Here is a 21443-nt window from a genome sequence, read left to right as displayed (position 1 = left end):
TGTCCGCATGGTTACGAAAGCGTTGCATTTTTGGCAATCTCGGGTAGTGAAAACCGGAGTTACATCACCGGATTGCGCGGTGCCGCGAGGTCCGGTCCTGGCAGGTGTCTTGGGCGACGCGCCCTGGTGCGCGGCATGGTTCAATTCATTTTCGGAGGTAAAGCAGGCATGAAGTTCAAACGTGCACTGGTTATGGCGTGCGCCATGGCCGCGGTTCTGGCAATGGGCAGCCTCGCCCTGGCGGCCGACGTGATCAAGATCGCCGTCCCCTCGCCCTTCACCGGCTCCGCCGCCGGTTACGGCGACAACGTGAAGGCCGGCGTGGTCATGAAGGTTGAAGAGGTCAACGCCAAGGGCGGCGTCAACGGCAAGAAGATCGAGGCCGTCTACTTCGACGAGCAGTGCGATCCCAAGGAAGCCGCCACCGTCGGCACCAAGATCGCCGGCGACAAGGACCTCGTGGCCATCGTCGGCCACCTGTGCTCCGGCGCCCACCTGGCCGCTCTGCCCAACTACGTGCGCGTCGGCGTTGCCGCTCTCTCCCCCACCGCCACCAACGTGACCATCTCCGACAAGGGCAAGGACGCCAAGGGCCAGTACTGGAGCTTCCGCAACGTCTACCTTGACGACTTCCAGGGCACCTTCCTGGCCGACTACATGCTCAAGCAGCTGAACCTGAAGAAGGTCGCCGTGTTCTACGAGAACAACGACTACGGCATCGGCCTCAAGGACGCCTTCGTGAAGCAGGCCAAGGCCAACGGCCTGCAGGTCGTGGGCGAGGAAGCCTACATGAAGGGCGCCACCGACTTCACCCCCCAGCTGACCAAGCTCAAGGGCGCCGCCCCCGAAGCCCTGTTCATCGCCGGCTACTACGCCGAAGGCGCCCTCATCGCCGACCAAGCCAAGAAGCTGGGCATCAACGTGCCCAAGTTCGGCGCCGACGGCCTGGACAACGCCGACTACATCAAGCTGGCCGGTCCCGCCGCCGACGACACCTACCTGACCACCCCCTTCCTGGCCGAGACCGCCGGCCCGGACGCCAAGGCCTTCATTGAAGCCTACAAGGCCAAGTTCAAGCGCGATGTTGACTGGATGAGCGCGAATGCGTATGACGCCGCCGGTATGATCATCGAGGCCATTTCCAAGGTCGGCCCGGACCGCGCCAAGATCCGCGAGTACCTGGCCTCCATCAACACCAAGGAAAAGGCCTTCAAGGGCATCACCGGCCTGACCTACTTCAACGAGAAGGGTGACTGCGTGAAGCCCGCCTACGTGAAGATGGTCAAGGGGGGCCAGTTCGTGCCCGCCCCGAAGCAGATGACGAACTAGCCGACACCGGCTTGAAATGAATCGAAACAGGCTGGATGACCATCCAGCCTGTTTCTTTTCATAAGAAATCCGCATATAGCACGCGGATCGCGCGCAGGGGCGCGGTACACCCCTCTGAAGGGTCGGCGCATCGCCGCCGGGGCCCTGCAGTCAACACCATCGGTTCGGAGAAGGCAGTGTTCGAACAACAACTTTTCAATGGCTTGACCCTGGGGCTCATCTACGCCCTGATCGCCGTGGGCTACACCATGGTCTACGGCGTCATCGAGCTGATCAACTTCGCCCACGGCGAGGTGTACATGCTCGGGGCGTTCCTTTGCATCACCTTCATCCAGGCCCTGGGCGTCCCGCTGTTTCCGGCCATGGCCCTGGCCATGGCCTTCTGCGCGGGCATAGGGGTGCTCATTGATCAGATAGCGTACAAGCCCCTGCGCAAAGCCCCACGCCTAGCCGCGCTCATCACGGCCATCGGCGTCTCCATCTTTCTGCAGAACATCGCCATGATCATCTGGGGCTCGCGCCCGGTGCCCTTCACCCGCTCGGCCGTGCCCGCCGCCTTCAGCGAGACGGCCTTCACCCTCGGGTCCGTGAACGTCTCCGGGCTGCAGGTGTTCATCTACGCGCTGACCATCGCCATGATGATCGGGCTCACGCTCATCATCAACAAGACCAAGGTCGGCACGGCCATGCGCGCCCTGGCCCAGAACGCCACCGCGGCCGCGCTCATGGGCATCAACGTCAACAGGGTCATCTCCTTCACCTTCGCGCTGGGCTCGGGCCTGGGCGCGGTGGCGGGCATCCTGGTGGGCATGTATTACAACACCCTCTCCGCGACCATGGGCTACAACGCAGGCGTCAAGGCCTTCGCAGCCGCGGTGCTGGGCGGCATCGGATCGGTGCCCGGCGCCATGCTCGGCGGGGTGGTGCTCGGTGTGGCCGAAACCCTGGGCGCTGGCTACGTTTCCTCACAGTACCGCGACGGTCTGGGCTACGCGGTCATGATCGCGGTCATCCTGCTGCGGCCCTCGGGCCTGCTCGGCAAGAGCGTTGGCCAGAAGGCATAGGGGGAAACACATGACTGGCAACAAGACCGCTCTCAAACTGCTCGGGCTGGCCGCACTGCTGGCTTTCCCCGTCCTGCCCATCAGCAGCGAGTACGTGATGCACGTGGCCGTGCTCATCATGGTCTACGCCGTGCTGGCCATGGGCCTGAACGTCCTGCCCGGTTTCTGCAACCTGCTGGACCTGGGCTACGTGGGCTTTTACGGCATCGGCGCGTACACGGCGGGCATCCTGGCTTACAACCACAACGTGAGCTTCTGGCTCATCGTTCCCGGGGCGGTGGCCCTGGGCGCGCTCTGCGGCATACTGCGCGGAGCGCCCACGTTGCGCCTCTCGGGCGACTACTTCGCCATCGTGACCTTCGGCTTCACCGAGCTGGTGGTGCTCTTCCTGACCAACGAGATCTGGCTCACGCGCGGCCCCCTGGGCCTGCCGGGCATCCCGCCCATCGCGCTGAGCCTGGAGTTCCTGGGCATCGACTGGCGCTACGACTTCCTGAGCGAGGTCCCGTATTATTACCTGGGCCTGGCCATGGTGGCGGCTGTCTACGTGGTTATGTGCCGCATCGAGGATTCGCGCCTGGGCCGCGCCTGGCTCGCCATCAAGGAGGACCCCCTGGCGGCCGCCAGCTGCGGCATCAACCTGATGGCCTACAAGACCGTGGCCTTCGCCTTTTCCGCGGGCGTTGGCGCGCTGGCCGGCTGCTTCATGGCCCAGTGGTCCATGTTCCTGGCCCCGGACGTGTTCAAGTTCTGGGAGTCGTTCCTGGTGCTGTGCATGATCGTGCTGGGCGGCCTGGGCAACATCAACGGGGCCATCGTGGGCGCCGTGGTGCTCATCGCCCTGGGCGAGATCCTGCGCGTGGTGCTGCCCAAGTTCGGGCTCCCGGCCGAGACGCGGTTTCTGGTCTACGGCCTCATCATGATTCTCATCATGCGCTTCAAGCCCGGCGGCTTCTTCCCGGCCATCGCCGCCACCAGCAAGAAGAGCAGGCTCATTTTGGACCTCAAGGCCAGGCTCGAGGCCGAGAGGGCGGGGTAGGGCATGGACACCATTCTCAAGATTGACGGCGTGAGCAAACGCTTCGGCGGCCTGATGGCCCTGGCCGACGTGAGCTTCGAGGTGAAGAAGGGCCGCATCCTGGGCCTCATCGGCCCCAACGGCGCGGGCAAGACCACCATGTTCAACTGCATCGCAGGCATCTACAAGCCCACGGAAGGCCGCATCCTCTTCGACAAGGAGACCGGCCCGGTGGACGTGGGCGGCTCCCGCCCTGAACAGATGACGCAAATGGGCGTGGCCCGCACCTTCCAGAACATCCGGCTCTTCGGCTCGCTTCCCGTGCTGGACAACGTGCGCATCGGCCGCCACTGCCGCGCCACCCAGGGCTTCTGGGGCGCGGTGCTGCGCTCCAAGGCCCAGAAGGCCGAGGAGAGCATGCTGGTGGAGCAGAGCATGGAGTACCTCGATTTCGTGGGCCTCAAGAGCAAGGCCCTGGACCTTTCCAGTTCGCTCTCCTACGGCGACCAGCGCCGCCTGGAGATCGCACGGGCCCTGGCCAGCCAGCCCAAGCTGCTGCTGCTGGACGAGCCCGCGGCGGGCATGAACCCCCAGGAGACCGCCTCCCTGGTGGACCTCATCCACGCCATCATGCACAAGGACATCACCGTGGTGCTCATCGAGCACGACATGAAGCTGGTCATGAGCATCTGCGAACACCTCGTGGTGCTGGACCACGGAGTGAAGATCGCGGAGGGCGGGCCGCGCGAGATTAGGGAAAACCCGGAGGTCATCGAGGCCTACCTGGGCAGGGGAGCGGCCCATGCTTAGTCTTACAGGCGTCAACACCTATTACGGCTCCATCCACGCCCTCAAGGGCGTGACGCTGACCGTCAACCAGGGCGAAATCGTCACCCTGATCGGCGCCAACGGCGCGGGCAAGACCACCACGCTCATGAGCATCTCCGGCGTGACCGTGCCCCGGCAGGGAACGGTGGAATTCCTGGGCGAGGACATCACCAAGCTCTCAACGGAGAAGATCGTGGCCCGGGGCATCACCCAGGTGCCCGAGGGGCGCATGATCTTCCCCCGGCTCACCGTGCGCGAGAACCTGCTCATGGGGGCCTACCTACGCAACGACAAGGACAACGTGAAGGCCGACGAGGAGCACGTCTACGAGCTGTTCCCCAAGCTGCTGGAACGCACCAAGCAGCACGGCGGCACGCTCTCCGGCGGCGAACAGCAGATGCTTGCTATCGGGCGCGCGCTCATGGCAAGACCCAAGGTGCTCCTGCTGGACGAACCGAGCCTGGGGCTTGCTCCCATCGTCGTCGAAAACATCTTCGAGATCATCCAGCGCATCAACCGCGACGGGGTGACCATCCTCCTCGTGGAACAGAACGCGCAGATGGCTTTGCAAGTGGCCCATCGCGGCTATGTGCTGGAAACCGGCCAGGTCACCCTGGAAGGACCGGCCAAGGATCTGCTGGAGGACCCCAAGGTCCGCTCGGCCTACCTCGGACTCGACTAAACCGCCTGCGGAGGGCGATATGGACAGAATCATCGGCCTGGGGCTCACGTTCGACGACGTGCTGCTCATCCCCGCCTACTCGGAAATACTGCCTGACAAGGTGGACGTCTCCACCTGGCTGACCCCCGCGATCCGCCTGAACATTCCCCTGCTGTCCGCCGCCATGGACACCGTGACCGAATCGCGCATGGCCATCTCCATGGCCCGCAACGGCGGCGCCGGCGTCATCCACAAGAACATGAGCGTGGCCCAGCAGAAGCTGGAGGTGGAGAAGGTCAAGAAGAGCGAATCCGGCATGATCATCGACCCGGTGACCGTGCACCCGGACATGACCGTGGCCGCCGCGCTGAAGGTCATGGCCGAGTTCTCCATCTCCGGCCTGCCCGTGGTGGAGAACGACGGTCTGGTGGGCATCGTCACCAACCGCGACGTGCGCTTCGTGGAAGACGACGTGACCACCGTGCGCCAGGTGATGACCAGCGAGAACCTGGTCACCGTGCCCGTTGGCACCCCCCTGGAGATCGCCAAGGAGCACCTGCACGAGCACCGCATCGAGAAGCTCCTGGTGGTGGACGAGCACAAGAAGCTCAAGGGCCTGATCACCATCAAGGACATCGACAAGATCCAGAAATACCCCAACGCCTGCAAGGACGACCTCGGCCGTCTGCGCTGCGGCGGCGCCATCGGCGTCGGCCCCGGGCGCGACGAGCGCGTGGAGGCCCTGATGGACGCCGGGTGCGATTTCATCGTCCTGGATTCCGCCCACGGCCACACCAGGAACATCATCACCGCCGTCGAGGCCATCCGCGCCCAGTTCCCCAAGTGCCAGCTGGTGGCGGGCAATGTGGGTACCTACGAGGGCGCCAAGGCCCTGCTCAAGGCTGGCGCGGACACTGTGAAGGTGGGCATCGGCCCCGGCTCCATCTGCACCACGCGCATCGTGGCCGGTGTGGGCGTGCCCCAGATCACCGCCATCATGGAGGCCGTGCGCGCCTGCCGTGAGGTGGGCAAGTGCTGCGTGGCCGACGGCGGCGTGAAGTTCTCCGGCGACGTGGTCAAAGCCCTGGCCGCCGGTGCTGACACCGTGATGATGGGCTCCATGTTCGCAGGCACCGAGGAGAGCCCGGGCGAGACCATGCTCTACCAGGGCCGCACCTACAAGATCTACCGGGGCATGGGCTCCATCGACGCCATGCGCGAAGGCAGCGCGGACCGCTACTCCCAGGACAAGACCTCCAAGCTGGTGCCGGAAGGCATCGTTGGCCGCGTGCCGTTCAAGGGCTTGGTCTCCGAGTCCATTTACCAGCTGGTGGGCGGCCTGCGCTCCGGCATGGGCTACGTGGGCGTGGACAACATCAAGGACCTCCAGGAAAAGCCTCAATTCACGCGCATTTCCGCCGCCGGCCTGCGCGAGTCCCACGTTCACGACGTCATCATCACCAAGGAATCCCCCAACTACAGGGTGGAGAGCTACTGATGCAACACGAAGAAACCGTCGTCATCCTGGACTACGGCTCCCAGTACACCCAGCTCATCGCGCGCCGGGTGCGCGAGGCGGGAGTCTATTCCGAAATCCATCCCTGCACGCTCTCCTCTGAGGCGCTCAAGGCCATCAAGCCCAAGGCGATCATCCTCTCCGGCGGGCCCTGCAGCGTCAGCGACGAGGACGCCCCCCAGCTCGACAAGACCGTGCTGGAGCTGGGCGTGCCGGTGCTGGGCATCTGCTACGGCATGCAGCTGCTGGCCCACACCCTGGACGGGGGCAAGGTCGCCTCCTCCAAGGAGCGGGAATACGGGCGCGCCGAGCTGACCCTCTCCGCAGGGAGCGCCCTGTGGGAAGGCGTGGACGCCACCACCCCGCGCACGGTGTGGATGTCCCACGGCGACCACGTTGTGGCCATCCCCAAGGGATTCAGCATCATCGCAAGGACCTCCAGCGTCGAGGCGGCGGCCATGGCCGACCCCTCCCGCAACATCTACGCTCTGCAGTTCCACCCCGAGGTGGCCCACACCGAAGACGGCGAGACCATCCTGCGCAACTTCCTGTTCAAGATCGCCAAGGTGAAGACCGGCTGGACCATGGCCAGCTTTGTCGAATCCGAAGTGGCGGCCCTGCGCGAAAAGCTCGGGGACGACCATGTGGTCTGCGCCCTTTCCGGCGGCGTGGACTCCACGGTGGTGGCGGTGCTCTTGCACAAGGCCATCGGCGACAGGCTGCACTGCATCTTCGTGAACAACGGCGTTCTGCGCCAGGGAGAAGGGGAGGAGGTCGTCTCCTTCCTTACGGAACACTTCAAGCTGAACTTGAAGTATGTGCAGGCGCAAGACCTGTTCCTGGACCGCCTGGACGGCGTGGAAGACCCCGAAAAGAAACGCAAGATCATCGGCCACACCTTCATCGAGGTCTTCGAGCGCGAGGCCAAGGCCATCCCGGGCGTGAAGTGGCTGGCTCAGGGCACCCTCTACCCGGACGTCATCGAGTCGGTGAGCTTCCGGGGCGGGCCCTCCGTGGTCATCAAAAGCCACCACAACGTGGGCGGCCTGCCCGAGAAGATGGACCTCAAGCTGGTGGAGCCGCTGCGCGAGCTCTTCAAGGACGAGGTTCGCAAGGTGGCCCTCGAGCTGGGCATGCCCGACTCGATCATCTGGCGCCATCCCTTCCCGGGGCCAGGCCTTGCCATCCGCATCATCGGGGACGTCACCCGCGAGCGCCTGGACATCCTGCGCAAGGCCGACAAGATCGTTCAGGCCGAGCTGCACGCCGCCGACTGGTACCGCAAGGTCTGGCAGGGTTTCGCCGTGCTCCTGCCGCTCAAGACCGTGGGCGTCATGGGCGACGACCGCACCTACGAGAACGTCTGCGCCCTGCGCATCGTGGATTCGCTGGACGCAATGACCGCCGACTGGTCCCGCGTGCCCACGGACATCCTGGCGCGCATCTCCAACCGTATCATCAACGAGGTCAAGGGCATCAACAGGGTCGTCCTGGACATCTCCTCCAAGCCGCCCGCGACCATCGAGTGGGAGTAGAGCATGTTCTCCTCGGAGATGATCCTCATCCTGATCGTGGCGCTGGTGCTTATCGGGCCTTCCAAGCTGCCCGAGATCATGAAGATGGCGGCCAAGGGGCTGTCCGAGATCCGGCGGCTCAGCCTGGAGGTCAAGTCCACGCTGCAGCAGGAAGTCGAGAAGATCGACGCGGCCAAGCGCATCGAAGAGGCCAAGAAGGAGTACTTCGGGGATATCGAGAACGTGGTCAACGACGTATCTGCCCAGGTGGAGAAGACGCAGGCCGAGCTGGAGCAGGCCCAGGCCCCGCAAGAGCAGCCTGAAGTTCCGCAGGAAACAGCCGCGTCCGAACCGGTCCAGGGTGAACAGGCCGCCGCGTCCGAACCGGCCCCGGAAGACAAGACCCCACTGGCCGAGGCCCCCAAGGCCGATGAGGCTCAATCGCAGACCGAGGCCCCCAAGGCCGCTGTAGCCGAGGCGCAGGCCGAGTCCAAGGAATCCAAGGAGAAGTCCCATGCGTAAGGCACAGGTGGTTCGCACCACCAAGGAGACCTCCATAGAACTGGAAATCGACCTGGACGGTTCCGGCTCGGCCGAAATCTCCACCGGCGTCGGTTTCGCGGACCACATGCTCACCCTGCTGAGCTTCTGGTCAGGCTTCGACCTGAAGATCTTCTGCAAGGGTGACCTGCAGGTGGACGCCCACCACACCATCGAGGATGTGGGGCTCTGCCTGGGCCAGGCCGTGGCCGAGGCCCTGGGCGACAAGGCCGGTATCAACCGGGTGGGCTTCAGCCGGTTCCCGCTGGACGAAGCCCTGTGCGAAGCCGTGGTGGACCTCTCGGGAAGGCCCTACCTGGTGTACGACGATACCCCCCTCCCGGCGATAGTCGCCGGTGAGGAGAAAGACATCTGGCGTGAATTCTTCAAGTCCTTCGCGAACAAATGCCAGATGAACCTACATGTGCGCATGATCTACGGCAAGAACGGACACCACCTGCTGGAAGCGGCCTTCAAGGCCCTCGGCGTGGCCCTCAAGCACGCGGTGCGCCGCGAGGGGGCAGGGGTGCCAAGTACCAAAGGGAGCCTTGGCTGATGAGAACCAACCGTTCGTTGATCGTTCTTCTGGTGTTGGCGCTGTGCGTCAGTGTGGCTTGCCAGCGCAAGCCCACCCAGGTGGACAACAAGATCAATCCCCAGTTCACCGTGGCCGTCGCCCCCTTCACCGTGGCCACCGAGCCGTGGGAACTGATCTCCGGCTATCTGCCCGACCATACCGTTCCGCCAAAGGCGGACGCCCTGGACGAACTGGACGCCATCCTGATCAAGTCGCTCAAGATTGGCCCCGATCGCAACGTCGTGGCCGGCAACAAGGTCGCCGGCTGCATGCAGTCCGTGCGCAAGCCCGCCGACGCCACCCGCATGAGCACCATCAAGTACTGGCAGGAGGTGGGCAAGTGCATGGAGGCCCAGTACCTGCTGGTGCCCGTGGCCGTGCACTGGAAGGAGCGCCAGGGTTCCGCCGCGGGCTCCACCAGCCCGGCCTGGGTCATCCTGGACCTGTATCTGGTCAACGTGAAGACCGGCGGCCTGGTCAACCATTTCCGCTACGACTACCAGCAGAAGGCCCTCACGGATAACATCCTGGAGGCCGACAAGTTCCTCAAGCGCAAAGGCCAGTGGGTCACCGCCGCCGACCTCTCCAGGGAAGGCATCGAGAAGGGGCTCAAGGAGCTTGGTCTGTGATCCTGTACCCGGCCATCGATATCAAGGACGGCAAGTGCGTCCGCCTCAAGCAGGGGCTTGCCGACCAGGTGACCGTATTCGACCCCGACCCGGTGTCCGCCGCCGGGCACTGGCTCGGCCTTGGCGCCAAGGCCCTCCACGTGGTGGACCTTGACGGCGCATTCGACGGCGAGCCCGTGAACATGAAGATCGTCGAAAAGATCTGCCGCTCCTCCGGCGTGCCCGTGCAACTGGGCGGCGGCATCCGCGACATCGCCACGGCCAAGGCCTACGTTTCGGCGGGCGTCTCGCGACTGCTGATCGGCACCCTGGCCCTTGCCGACCCGGATACCTTCGGGGCCATGTGCGCCGAGCTGCCCGGCAAGGTGGGCGTCTCCCTGGACGCCGACGGCGGCAGGCTCAAGACCAAGGGCTGGGTGGAGGACTCGGGCCTCACCGTGGACGACGTGATCCCCAGGCTTGAGGCCCAGGGCACGGCGTTCCTGGTCTATACCGACATCAGCCGCGACGGCATGCAGAGCGGGGTGAACCTCCAGGCCATGGAGGCGCTTCTGTCAAAGACCCGCCTGCCGGTGATAGCGGCCGGCGGCGTGGCCACCCTGGACGACCTCAAGGCTCTGGCTCCCCTGGCCTCGAAGGGCCTGGCCGGGGTCATCAGCGGACGCGCCATCTACACCGGCACACTGGATTTTACCGAGGCAATGGCTTGGCTTGGGCAGCAAGCCGCCTAGCTGCTGCGCTTCAATGGATTGAAAGAAGGCCGGAGGGTGAAACCCTTCGGCCTTCTGCTTTCTGGGACCTTTTGGACTCCGGCGGCGCCATCCGGTGATCATCGCCGCTGGCGGAGGCTGGCATGTAAACCTTCCGGATGCCGGGTTTGCGGCCGAAGTGTCGAACTTCACCTGCATGAACGTGGATATCGAACCCATAACCTACTATATTGACACGCGATATCGCACAGGGTACATTTTTTTAACGCTGTCCCGCCTTACAGGAGTACCTCATGCGCCAGTTGAAGTATTTCGTTCTTGTCGTGATCGCCTGCTGCCTCAGCGCTTGTGTCAGCTCTCAGACCGCCACGGTCAAGGACCATCCCGTCATCGAGGTGCCCGACGGTAGGGAGACCAAGACAATCGGTCTCGGCAGGGTGGTGGTCAAGCTCCCACGGGGGCAGGTCTACGGCGACCTGAAATCCGGAGCGCTTTGCCTGCCCAATACCCAACTGGTGTGGGGGGCTGGCTCCAGGTCGCCCAAGGTGGAGGAATTCACCTCGATTTTCTATGAGGAGCTTCGCCGCAACAACTACAACGTCAAGGGCGATCCTACTGACCTCTTCAATCGTGAACCCCCCGCCACGGAGATCACCGTTGGGGGGCTGATAACCGATCTGTACGTGGAAGCCTGCTTCCCGTGGTTTGGCTGGGGCAATGTGCGCAAGGGCACCTCAAAGGCCACTGTATCCGTGGAATGGCAGGTCTACTCGAACTACCAGAAAAAAGTCCTGATGAAATCCACGGCTTCGGGCGAGGCCGAGTTCAAATTTGAAAACGGCAACTTCAACGAAGCCCTGTTCCTGGCGTTTTCCAGCGCGGTACAGGGGCTGCTGGCCGACCCCAAGTTCAACAAGCTGCTTCTTGAACCAGAGAAGAACGCGGAAGCTTCCGACGCTGCAGCCCAAGCCGCGCCGCCGGCCAGCATCAAGGTCTCGGCCAATCCCAAACAGACCTACTCCCTGGAAGAGGTCAAGAAGCGCGTGGTGGTGCTCCAGATGGGCGGCATGCACGGATCAGGCGTGCTCGTGGGCGACGAAGGCTACATCCTCACCAACGACCATGTTGTCAAAGGCCTCAAGCGCATGAAGGTAATCTTCGAGAACGGAACGTCGACCGAGGGAATCGTCATTCGCTCCGACCCGGTCCAGGATGTAGGGTTGGTCAAGATTGTGAATCCACCTGTCAAAGGCCTTGCCGTGCGGCCTGAAAGGGTCGCCACGGGCACGGAGGTGTTCGCCGTGGGTGCGCCGCTTGAAGTGACATTCCACGGGACGGTCACAAAGGGCATCGTAAGCGCCTACCGCCCTAGAGATGACGGCAGCCAGTGGATCCAGAGCGATGCAATGATCAATGGAGGCAACAGCGGAGGCCCCTTGGTGGACGGTCAGGGCAGGGTTGTAGGATTGACTTCCTGGAAGCGAATCGACACGGACAGCAACAACAGGAGTACAGGGCTCAACTTCTTCGTCCCTATCGCGGAGGGCATGCGCGCCGTGGGTATGGAGGCGAAATAGGTCCCGGGCTGTTCAAGTGAGGCGGGGCTAGGCTTTCCACCCAAGCTGGAGTAGGGTTGCAGAGCTTTCCGCCGACACCGCACAGGAGGATTCAATGAGCACCAAGACCATAGAAGTCAAAGGCATGAGCTGCGGCAACTGCGTCAACTCCGTCACGGAGGCCCTTTCGAGCATTGATGGCCTGGCCAACGTGAAGGTGGACCTTGCCTTCGGCACCGCCTCCTTCCAAGAGGAGAAGCCCGTCTCCGAGGAAGAGGTCAAGGCCGCCATCGAGCGCATCGGGTTCACCGCCGGGAATTTCAAATAGACGGCCAATCCGTTTTCATTGATGGGGCCCATGCCCGAGAGCATTGAAACGCCCGGAGAGGAATCCCTCACCGGGCGTTTTCTTGTGGAAAGGCCGGGTATCAGGTCCTGCTGGCATCGCCCGCAGGGCTCATCGTCCCGCCCCGTCTGGAGAGCGGGGAGGAGATGCCTTGGGGTAGGGCATCCGTGCCGGATGTACGGGAGCCCGGTGGCTCCTGAACAGCAAGTGAAGCGCCCAACCAGCTGACCTCATCCTCTGAACGAGGGCTATGCCTTCGCGCGTTCCCGGGTGCAGCGGGGCACCAGAGCCTCGAAGGTGCCCGTTTCGGGCAGGTAGCTGTACAACTCGCCGGAGTCCATGTCGAAATACCAGCCATGCAGGTGCAGCTTGCCTTGCACCACGCGTTGCCAGACCCAGGGGAAGGTGAGCAGATTGTCCAGCGAGACGAGCACCGAAGCCTGCTCGCAGGCTCTGCGCCGCAGATGTTCGGGCTTGCCCGGTAGCTCCCGTTCCACTTCCATGAGCGCGGGTTCAGCGATCTTGACCCAGGGCGCGATGAACTCGCCCAGGTCCTCCCGGTTGGGGGCCAGCAGCGCCGAGATGCCGCCGCAGCACGAATGCCCCAGGATGATCACGTGCTCCACCTCGAGGTTCTTGACCGCGTATTCAAGGGCCGCGCTCACGCCGTGGCGGCCTTCGGCGTTCTCGTAGGGCGGCACCAGGTTGGCAACGTTGCGCACCACGAACATGTCGCCTGGCTCGCAGCCCGTGAGGATGGCCGGGTCCACCCGGGAGTCGGAACAGGCGATGACCAGCACCTTGGGGCTCTGTTCCTTCTGCAGGTTGTTGTAGAAGTCGCTCTCCGAACAGAAGTAGGTGCGCTGGAATTCCTTGAATCCAGAAAGGAAGCGGGCGATATCTTTCATTTTATTGCATCTCCATCAAGGGGTGCGCCGCCTGAGAACAGGGCCTCCCTGCGACGGATGTCTTCCGCGCCGATGAAGCGGAAGTATTCGTCGAAGTTCAGCATGGTCTCCGGCCCGGCGAAGCCCTGGCTGGTTCCATGTTGCTTGAGGTGCTGCGCCCAGCGCTGCAAGGCCCGGACGGCCGTGAACACCGAGGCGCAGGGGTAGGCCGCCAGGGTGTAGCCCACGTCCTGGAGTTCGGCGGCGCTCAGGAAGGGTGATTTGCCGCCCTCGATCATATTGGCCATGCTGGGCACGCTCAGGGCGCTGTTCACTGTGCGCATGTCCTCTATGGAGGTCACGGCCTCCACGAAGACCATGTCCGCACCGGCCTCGGCGTAGATCCTGGCCCGGCGGATGCCTTCGTCCAGGCCGTGCAAGGCCACGGCGTCGGTCCTGGCCATGATCACGAAGTCCGGGTTGCGCCTGGCCCAGAGCGCGGCCTTGAGCTTGGGCAGGTAATCGTCGACGGACACCACGGCCTTGCCGGACATGTGGCCGCAGCGTTTGGGGAAGGTCTGGTCCTCTATGAAGAGCGCGGCCGCGCCCATGGCCTCAACCTGGCGCACGGTGCGGATGACGTTGTTGACGTCGCCGAAGCCGGTGTCGATGTCCACCAGGACAGGGATTTCCACGCGCTCGATGATGTGCGCGTAGTGCGTGATCATCTCCGTGGAGCTCATCAACCCGAAGTCGGGCAAGCCGAGAACGCTGCCGGAGCTGCCGAACCCGGCTACGGCCAGGGCCTTGAAACCGGCCTGGGCGATGGCCAGGGCGGAAAGGCCGTCATGGGCCACGGGGAGCATGAGCAGCTCCGGGGCGTTGACAAGGGAACGGAAGATGGCGCCGGGGTTCATAGAGGCGGATTCCTTGAAGGCGGCCGAAGGCTCACCAAGGTTGGTTTGACTGGGGCAGTATCCGGTGTTTTTGGATGGATTGCAACGGGTGACGTAGGCCAGCTGTCCCTTTGGGTAATGGGGCGAGGCAGCTCAACGATACCGGTGGATCGAGAACCCAGCGGAATCGTTCAAAAGCCCCCTCTCGCAGCCCGTACCATTGTCTCATAATGTAAATTATGTAAACTTTAGAAACTGGTCTGACCCAGGTATGCCCCCCCCAATAAGCAAAAAAGCGCCCGCAACCGGGATTCCGGTCACGGGCGCTTTGTCAGCTCTTCTCCTGGGCAGCGGCCCACCCACTTTCCCTTGTCAGGCTTACTCGGATCACCGAGGCAGCGTCACGACGTCACACATCGGCTGAAAATGCCTTTGGCCGCATCGCGTTCTCCCTTGGCATGCCTGGCCCGAAATCGGGCTGCAGAATGACGCTCTCAGATCGATCCTGAGTAAAAATCCGGTCCATGGGTCGTGTCGGGCCTCATTGCGGCTCAGAGCCAAAGCCCGACCTTCTCGAACCGCGTGACGTCAACAAGCCCCTGGTCGGTCAGTTTCAGTTCGGGAATCACCGCCAGAGACATGAACGACAAGGCCATGAACGGTCTCGCCCCCGCGGCGGGATCGACCGCGATGGATTCATAGGCGGCGTGCAGCGCCTTCTGCGCGGCGACCACCTCCTCAAACGGCCTGAGGCTCATGAGCCCGGCGAACCGCAGCTCCAACTTGGCCAGCACCTTGCCGCCCGCCACAACCACATATCCGCCGCCGCACTCGGCCAGCACGTTGCCGGCCAGCGCCATGTCCGCGTCGTCCATCCCGGCCACGATAAGGTTGTGGGCATCGTGCGCCACTGTCCCGGCCACGGCGCCGCGCGCCAGGGAAAGCCCGTTCACGAACGCGAGCCCGATGTTGCCGTTGCGCCCGTGCCTCTCTACCACCGCGACCTTGGCGATGTCTCTCGCCGGGTCGGCAACGGCGAAACCGTCCACAAACCTGGGAGCTATCTTCAGGCTCTTGCTGATGATCTGCCCCGGGATGGCCCCGATGCAGCGAACCTCATGTGACACTTGAGGTATTGCGAAGTCTGCAGCCTGCAGCTTTCCACCGGAACAGCTCAAATGGACGGTATTTTCCTGCGGAACTTGGCCGCTGGGACCGAACTTCGTCTCCGACACGTCGCGGCCCTTCAGGAAGGCCTTCCAGACCTTGAAGCCCTGGAGGTCGTCCAGCACCAGCAGGTCCGCCCTGTAACCCGGGGCCACCGCACCCCGCCCGCGCAGGCCGTAATGGCGCGCGGTGTTGATGCTGGCCATCTGGATGGCGCGGATGGGTTCGAGCCCCAGGCCGATGGCCATGCGCACGTTGTGGTCCATGTGGCCGTTGGTGGTCAGGTCGATGGGCTCGCGGTCGTCGCAGACCAGGGAGATGTTGGCCGCGTTGAACTCGTTGACCACGCCCACCAAGTCTGTGAGGTTGCGCTCGTCGCTGCCTTCGCGCATCAGCAGGTGCATGCCGGCGCGCAGCTTCTCCACGGCCTCCTGCGGGTCGGTGCACTCGTGGTCGGAGCTTGGGCCTGCCGCGACGTAGGCGTTGAGCTGCTTGCCCGAAAGCAGCGGCGCGTGGCCGTCGATGATCTTGCACTGGCAGGCCGCGATCTTGGCGATGATGGCTGGGTCCTTGGCCAGCACGCCGGGATAGTTCATCAATTCGGCCAGGCCCAGCACGCGCTCAGGGTAGCGTCCGGCCAGATAGGCCACGTCTTCGGCGTCCAGCACCGCGCCGGACGTCTCCATGCTGGTGGCGGGCACGCAGCTGGGGATCATGATGAAGAAATCCAAAGGGCAGTCCCGGGTCAGCTCCAGCAGGGCCTCGATGCCCGCCCTGCCCAGCACGTTGCCGATCTCGTGCGGGTCCCAGACCACGGCGCAGGTGCCTCGGGGAGCGGCCGCCCGGGCGAACTCCCACGGCGTGAGCAGCGTGGATTCGATGTGGATGTGGCCGTCGATGAGCCCCGGGCAGACGTAGCGCCCCTGGCAATCGATCACCTGCTTGGCCTGATAATCGCCGAAACCGACGATCATGCCGTCCGCCACCGCTATGTCCGCAGGGTGGATGTCTCCGGAGAGCACGTTGACCAGGCGTGCGTTCTTGAGCAAAAGGTCGGCCGGGGCGTTGCCCAGAGCCAAGTCTATCCTGTGTTCGACCCCATCGTGGACCTCGAAAACCATGCTGCCCTCCGTCATCGACCACCGCGAGTCCGGCAGCCGGTATGTATAGGCGTATACTATTTGACCCATCCGCCCCTGTCTATGTTACTGGGTCGCGGAAGGAAGGCGAAAATGAACGTAAAGACTCTCGATTGCAAGGGCATGACGTGCCCGCAGCCACTCATGGAATGCAGGAAATGCCTTGAAGCCGAGGCCCCGGACGCTCTCGACGTGCTTGTTGACGACGAGGCCGCCCTGGAAAATGTGAGCCGCTACCTCACGTCCAGCGGCTACAGCGTCGCCTCGGGCAAAGAGGGCGCACGTTGGGCCATCCATGCAAAGCGCCAGGGCGGACAGGCCACACCGGCGGACCCGGCGGACTTCCCCTGCCCTGTCCCGGGTTCGGGGGAGGGGCAGCGCATCGCCGTGTTCCTGACCTCCGACGTGGTGGGGCGCGGCGACGACGGCCTCGGGGCCAAGCTGATGCTCAACTTCATCAAGACCCTGCCCGAGTTGGGGCCGGACCTGTGGCGCATCGTCATGGTCAACGCGGCTGTGAAGCTGGCCGCCGAGGGCAGCCCCCACATCGAGACCCTGCGCGCCCTGGAGGCCGCCGGAGTGACCATCCTGGTCTGCGGCACCTGCCTCGAATTCTATGGCCTGATGCAGCAGAGGGCCGTGGGCCAGACCACCAACATGCTCGATGTGGTCACCAGCCTGCAGCTGGCGTCGAAAGTCATCGACATCTGAGCCGTTTCCCATGATACTCTTTCGGCGGTTTCCGGGCACATGCCCCGGGAGCCGCCGTTTCCATTTCATCCACAGGACGCCCCATGCCCCGCAGTCAGCCCCCCTCCCCTCCCGTGGAGGCAGCCCCCATCCGCTTGAACAAGGCCCTGGCCCAGGCGGGCGTGTGCTCCCGCCGCGCCGCCGACGAATTGATCCGCTCCGGCAAGGTCACGGTCAACGGCCATCCAGCCGACCTCGGAACCCCGGTCCGCCCCGGTGTGGACGACGTGCGCGTGGAAGGCAGGCCCGTGGCCTTCACGCAGGGCGAGGAGCACCTCTATTTCATGCTCAACAAGCCCGTGGAGGTGGTGACCACCGCCAAGGACCCCGAAGGCAGACGCACCGTGATCGAACTCATGGCCAATGCCGCCGGGGAGCGCAGGCTGTTCCCCGTGGGCAGGCTGGACTATTTCTCCGAGGGTCTGCTGCTCTTGACCACGGACGGCGAGCTGGCCAACAGGCTCATGCACCCCAGATGGCACCAGCCCAAGCTCTACCACGTCACCGTGCGGGGCGACGTTCCTGCCCCGGCCCTTGAGACCGTGCGCTCCGGGATGCGCCTGGCCGAGGGCGAACGCCTCGCCCCGGTGAAAGTCCGCCTGCTGGAGGGGGCTCAGCCCGGCCGCAGCGTCCTGGAGATGGAGCTGGTCCAAGGGATCAACCGCCAGATCAGGCGCATGTGCCGCGACCTGAACCTGACCATCCTGCGTCTGGTGCGTGTGTCCCAGGGGCCGGTCAAACTGGGCGAACTGGCCCCGGGCGCGCACAGGGCGCTCACCGGGCCGGAGGTGGCCGCGCTCAAGGCCAGCGTGGGCTTGTAGATCGCAGTCCGTGTTTCATCGACGTGAAAGGCCCGGCCGCCCTGAATGGGCGGCCGGGCCTTAATTTGTTTCAGTGGCTCGCGCCTACATAGGCAGCTTGAGCACCTCACGCGCAAGGCCTGCCATGCGCCGGGAGCGGGTGGCGCTCTTCTCCACGGCGTTTCGGGCCTGGTCCTCACGGAGGTTGAGCTGGATGGTCTCCAGGTCCGTGGCGGCGCCGTCCAGGCGGTCCGCCAGGTGCTGCAGGGTCGGCTTGGTCTCCCCGGTGCGGGGTTTGGTGATGGCCTCGGCCAGCTCCAGGCATGCCTCAAGGGCCTTGCTGGTGGCCCGCACGTAGGCCCCGGAGAGGAAGCCCTTCTCCTGCACGGAGAGCCCGTTGCCGGACGTCACCCAGGCGGCCGTCTCGGACATGAGCCTGCGCAGCCCCTCCTGCTCGCGGGCCAGGGCGGCGCTGTAGGTCCGTTGCAGGTATGCGGCCGTGTCCCCGGCCTGGGCCGGGTTGAAGCGCGCCTTGGAGTCCACGTCCAGCGAGGTGAACATGGCGTTGAAGTCCTTCATGTACTTGGGAACGGTGCCCGCCTGGGCCACGCCGATCATCTCGATGCGCCCGAAACCCGTGAGCACCACGGCGGCGTAGTACTCCACGCCCTGGCCGTCCACCGGGGCCAGCCAGTAGGAGAGCATCCTGCTCGAACCGTCGAGCAGGGCCTGCTTCTGCTGGTACTTGTCCTTGCTGACGTTCCAGAGCTCGCCGAAGTCCAGGTTGCGGTCCCGGGCCATGAGCTCGAGCACGCCGGGCGGGGTCGGTTCGTGGACCTCGCGAACGATCACGGTGGGGTAGCCCTTGCCGGAATCCACCGCATCCTTGTGGGCCAGCACGGCGATGCGCCTGCCATGTTCGGCCCCTTTTTCCTTGATGGTCCAATCGGGAGCGAGTTTTATGGAGTAGGAGCCGTCCTGGGCGGTCAACGTGTTGCCGGAGCCGGAGCCTGGCATCAGCGGGATGCCGGAGCAGGCCGCCAGAAACAGGCACAGCAGCGACGCGAAAAGTATGCGCATGATATCATCTCCTCGGGATAGGGGAAATGCTCCCCTGTGCGGGCATTTGTCAAGCCCGTGCATTCCGGCTCAGGCCGGGTGCTCCCTGTTGCAATAGCGGACAAAGCTGCTATGAGTTTCAACATATGATCCTGAAGTACCCCCCGAGCCCCTACCTCAGATTGCTGATCATCGATCCGTCCCCTGATTTCGTGATGTCCCTGCGCAACCGGCTCCAGGGGCTGCAACGGTTCGATGCGATCTGCCACACCGCGGCCACAGTCGCCGAAGCCTGGGAAGTGCTCGCTCTGCAACGTTTCGACGTGATCCTTGCCGGCCTGCCGCTGCCCTCCCCCGGCGACACCGCCCCGGCTGACCTGGCCACCGTGTTCTCGGCCATGCCCGTGATCGGCTTCAGCGATTCCGGCTCCTCGCTGTTCCTGCACACGTCCCTGTCGGAGAACGTGGTCATGGTCCTGCCACGCTCCCAGCTGGACAACCGCCTGCTGGAGCAGAGCATCATCTGCGCTGTGAACAGGGCCAAGGTCTGCCGTCAGTTGGAGATCGCCCAGTCGGCCCTGATTTCTTCCGGGAAGCGCTTCCAGAACATCATCGTCAACAACGCCGACGGCATCGTCGTGGTGGACATGGAAGGCCGTATCCGTTTCGTCAACCCGTGCGCCGAGCGGATGTTCGGGGCCACCGCGGAGCAGCTCATCGGCGATCCCTTCGGCTACAACCTCATCCCTGATGGGAGCATGGAGATAGCCCTGCGCTCCCGCGACGGCAGGCAGACCACCGTGGAGATGCGCGTGGTGCGCTCTCGCTGGGACGGCGGCGAACTGGTCTACCTGGCCTCCCTGCGCGACATCAGCTCGCGCAAGGGCCTGGAGCGGGACCTGACCACCATGAAGGAGGCCGCCGAGGCCGCCAACCGGGCCAAGAGCCAGTTCCTGGCCAACATGAGCCACGAGATCCGCACGCCCATGAACGGCATCCTGGGCATGAGCGAGCTGCTGCTCTCCACGGAGCTCACCCAGAAGCAGCGGGACTACCTGGACATGGTGCGCCAGTCCGCCGCCTCGCTGATGGACATCCTCAACGACATCCTGGATTTCTCCAAGATCGAGGCGGGCAAGCTCGAACTGGAGGACGTGGTTTTCGACCTCACCGAGACTGTCCGCAGTTCCGTCAACATTTTCACCGCCCTGGCCCAGAACAGGGGCCTGACGCTCAACTGCTCCCTGGCGCAGGACCTGCCGCGGCTGGTCCGCGGCGACCCGGGCAGGCTCCGCCAGATCGTGGTCAACCTGGTGGGCAACGCCGTAAAGTTCACCGGCGCAGGCTCCGTGACGGTTCAGGCCGAGGCGGGCGGGCTCGAAGCCGATGGACGCTTCCGCCTGTGCGTCAGCGTGCGGGACACCGGCCCCGGCATCCCCCGGCAGAAGCTGGACACCATCTTCGAGAGCTTTACCCAGGCGGACAACTCCTCCACCCGCAAGTACTACGGCACCGGCCTGGGCCTGGCCATCTGCAGGCATCTGGTGGAGCGCATGGGCGGCACCATCGGCGTCGAAAGCGAGGAACGCAAGGGTAGCCTCTTCCGTTTCGAGGTGGACCTCAAGGCCGTGGCGCAGCCCGGCGAGCAGGCGCGCCCCGAGGCCCAGACCGGCAGGCCCGGCCTCCCTCCCCTGGTCATCCTTCTCGCGGAAGACAATATGATCAACCAGCTCTTCGCCACGGAGATCCTGGAGCAGGACGGGCACAAAGTGCTGGCGGTGGGGAACGGACGAGAGGCCTTGGAGGCGCTGGCCAAGAATCGGGTGGACGCCGTGCTCATGGACATCCAGATGCCCGAGATGGACGGCCTGGAGGCCACCCGCCGCATACGCGCCGGGGAGGTGCCGGGCACCCCCCGCGACCTGCCCATCATCGCCATGACCGCGCACGCCCTGAAAGGCGACCGCGAGCGCTTCCTGGCCGAGGGGATGGACGTCTACCTCTCCAAGCCGGTGGGATCGGAGGAGATACACGCCGCCCTGCACGAGGTCCTGAATGCCAGGAGCAAGCCCCAGCAGCCCCTGCAGGAAAAGCCGTCCACCGGCTCCGAAATCCTCAACGTCGCCTGGCTGTTGGAAAAGGCTCGCGGCAACCGGGAATTCCTGAAAAAGCTCTTCGGGGTCTTCGTGGACCAGCAGCCCCAGAAATTCGAACAGATGCGCGAGACGCTGGATGCGGGCGACATGGCCCAACTGGCCTTCATGGCCCACACGCTCAAGGGCGGGGCCGCCACCATGGGGGCCGAGGTGCTCAAGGACAGGGCCTTCGAGGTGGAAAAGGCGGCCAAGGCCGCCGACAAGGCCCTGGCCGCCCAAGAGATCGGGGCGATGGAATTCGAACTCGAACAGACCATGCTGGCCATGAAGCACTTCATGGACCAGTAGCCTTGCCGGCCTG

At 64.3% G+C, this 21443-nt stretch carries 20 protein-coding genes; 16 read left to right on the top strand and 4 right to left on the bottom strand.

Going from position 1 to position 21443, the window contains the following annotated elements:
* The first annotated feature begins 168 nt into the window (after positions 1-168).
* From MLE18_RS01275 to MLE18_RS01215, 13 genes are all read left to right on the top strand, one after another.
* The gene (locus tag MLE18_RS01275) at positions 169-1329 is read left to right on the top strand and encodes an ABC transporter substrate-binding protein (RefSeq protein WP_243366598.1); all 1161 of its coding nucleotides are present in this window, start codon (positions 169-171) and stop codon (positions 1327-1329) included.
* Between the two features lie 176 nt (positions 1330-1505).
* Positions 1506-2393, top strand: coding sequence for a branched-chain amino acid ABC transporter permease (locus tag MLE18_RS01270; protein WP_243366596.1), 888 nt, complete (start codon positions 1506-1508; stop codon positions 2391-2393).
* Between the two features lie 10 nt (positions 2394-2403).
* Positions 2404-3432 carry a branched-chain amino acid ABC transporter permease gene (locus MLE18_RS01265; RefSeq protein WP_243366594.1) on the top strand — a complete coding sequence of 343 codons (1029 nt, stop codon included), beginning with the start codon at positions 2404-2406 and terminating at the stop codon, positions 3430-3432.
* Between the two features lie 3 nt (positions 3433-3435).
* Positions 3436-4221, top strand: coding sequence for an ABC transporter ATP-binding protein (locus MLE18_RS01260; protein WP_243366592.1), 786 nt, complete (start codon positions 3436-3438; stop codon positions 4219-4221).
* The gene (locus tag MLE18_RS01255; RefSeq protein WP_243366590.1) at positions 4214-4921 is read left to right on the top strand and encodes an ABC transporter ATP-binding protein; all 708 of its coding nucleotides are present in this window, start codon (positions 4214-4216) and stop codon (positions 4919-4921) included. Before MLE18_RS01260 ends, MLE18_RS01255 begins: the two co-directional genes overlap by 8 nt.
* Positions 4922-4940: 19 nt before the next feature.
* Entirely contained in the window at positions 4941-6398 is a 1458-nt protein-coding gene (guaB, locus tag MLE18_RS01250) for an IMP dehydrogenase (RefSeq protein ID WP_243366588.1), read from the top strand.
* Positions 6398-7951, top strand: a complete 1554-nt coding sequence (gene guaA, locus MLE18_RS01245; RefSeq protein WP_243366586.1) for a glutamine-hydrolyzing GMP synthase — start codon at positions 6398-6400, stop codon at positions 7949-7951. The genes guaB and guaA overlap by 1 nt, the downstream gene beginning before the upstream one ends.
* A gap of 3 nt (positions 7952-7954) precedes the next feature.
* Positions 7955-8452: a twin-arginine translocase TatA/TatE family subunit gene (locus MLE18_RS01240; protein WP_243366584.1), complete on the top strand. Its 498-nt coding sequence runs from the start codon at positions 7955-7957 to the stop codon at positions 8450-8452.
* Positions 8445-9026 carry an imidazoleglycerol-phosphate dehydratase HisB gene (hisB, locus tag MLE18_RS01235; RefSeq protein WP_243366582.1) on the top strand — a complete coding sequence of 194 codons (582 nt, stop codon included), beginning with the start codon at positions 8445-8447 and terminating at the stop codon, positions 9024-9026. Before MLE18_RS01240 ends, hisB begins: the two co-directional genes overlap by 8 nt.
* Positions 9026-9676: a hypothetical protein gene (locus MLE18_RS01230; RefSeq protein WP_243366580.1), complete on the top strand. Its 651-nt coding sequence runs from the start codon at positions 9026-9028 to the stop codon at positions 9674-9676. The genes hisB and MLE18_RS01230 overlap by 1 nt, the downstream gene beginning before the upstream one ends.
* The gene (gene hisA / locus MLE18_RS01225) at positions 9673-10407 is read left to right on the top strand and encodes a 1-(5-phosphoribosyl)-5-[(5-phosphoribosylamino)methylideneamino]imidazole-4-carboxamide isomerase (RefSeq protein ID WP_243366578.1); all 735 of its coding nucleotides are present in this window, start codon (positions 9673-9675) and stop codon (positions 10405-10407) included. Before MLE18_RS01230 ends, hisA begins: the two co-directional genes overlap by 4 nt.
* Before the next feature lie 272 nt (positions 10408-10679).
* Positions 10680-11963 (top strand): S1C family serine protease, encoded by a 1284-nt coding sequence (locus MLE18_RS01220; RefSeq protein ID WP_243366576.1) that lies wholly within the window; start codon positions 10680-10682, stop codon positions 11961-11963.
* Between the two features lie 94 nt (positions 11964-12057).
* On the top strand, positions 12058-12270 hold the full coding sequence (locus MLE18_RS01215) for a heavy-metal-associated domain-containing protein (RefSeq protein ID WP_243366574.1): 213 nt from the start codon (positions 12058-12060) through the stop codon (positions 12268-12270).
* 266 nt (positions 12271-12536) lie between these two features.
* Here MLE18_RS01215 and MLE18_RS01210 read toward each other — a convergent pair whose 3' ends face one another.
* From MLE18_RS01210 to ade, 3 genes are all read right to left on the bottom strand, one after another.
* Positions 12537-13196 (bottom strand): carbonic anhydrase, encoded by a 660-nt coding sequence (locus MLE18_RS01210; protein ID WP_243366572.1) that lies wholly within the window; start codon positions 13194-13196, stop codon positions 12537-12539.
* Positions 13193-14092: an isocitrate lyase/PEP mutase family protein gene (locus MLE18_RS01205; protein ID WP_243366570.1), complete on the bottom strand. Its 900-nt coding sequence runs from the start codon at positions 14090-14092 to the stop codon at positions 13193-13195. Before MLE18_RS01205 ends, MLE18_RS01210 begins: the two co-directional genes overlap by 4 nt.
* A 530-nt stretch (positions 14093-14622) precedes the next feature.
* Entirely contained in the window at positions 14623-16359 is a 1737-nt protein-coding gene (ade, locus tag MLE18_RS01200; RefSeq protein ID WP_243366568.1) for an adenine deaminase, read from the bottom strand.
* 111 nt (positions 16360-16470) lie between these two features.
* Between ade and yedF the strand changes: the two genes are divergently transcribed.
* Both yedF and MLE18_RS01190 read left to right on the top strand, forming a co-directional pair.
* Positions 16471-17088 carry a sulfurtransferase-like selenium metabolism protein YedF gene (gene yedF, locus MLE18_RS01195; protein ID WP_243366566.1) on the top strand — a complete coding sequence of 206 codons (618 nt, stop codon included), beginning with the start codon at positions 16471-16473 and terminating at the stop codon, positions 17086-17088.
* Between the two features lie 83 nt (positions 17089-17171).
* Complete coding sequence (locus MLE18_RS01190; protein WP_243366564.1) at positions 17172-17948, top strand: pseudouridine synthase; 777 nt, start codon at positions 17172-17174, stop codon at positions 17946-17948.
* A gap of 84 nt (positions 17949-18032) precedes the next feature.
* Here the strand turns inward: MLE18_RS01190 and MLE18_RS01185 are convergent, their stop codons facing one another.
* Positions 18033-19007: a hypothetical protein gene (locus MLE18_RS01185; protein ID WP_243366563.1), complete on the bottom strand. Its 975-nt coding sequence runs from the start codon at positions 19005-19007 to the stop codon at positions 18033-18035.
* A gap of 125 nt (positions 19008-19132) precedes the next feature.
* On the opposite strand from MLE18_RS01185, the gene MLE18_RS01180 reads away from it, so the two are divergent.
* On the top strand, positions 19133-21430 hold the full coding sequence (locus tag MLE18_RS01180; RefSeq protein WP_243366561.1) for a response regulator: 2298 nt from the start codon (positions 19133-19135) through the stop codon (positions 21428-21430).
* Positions 21431-21443 lie beyond the last annotated feature (13 nt).

Source organism: Fundidesulfovibrio soli (assembly GCF_022808695.1).
GTDB classification, from domain to species: Bacteria; Desulfobacterota; Desulfovibrionia; order Desulfovibrionales; family Desulfovibrionaceae; genus Fundidesulfovibrio; species Fundidesulfovibrio soli.
This window is presented reverse-complemented; position numbering and strand designations above follow the sequence as displayed.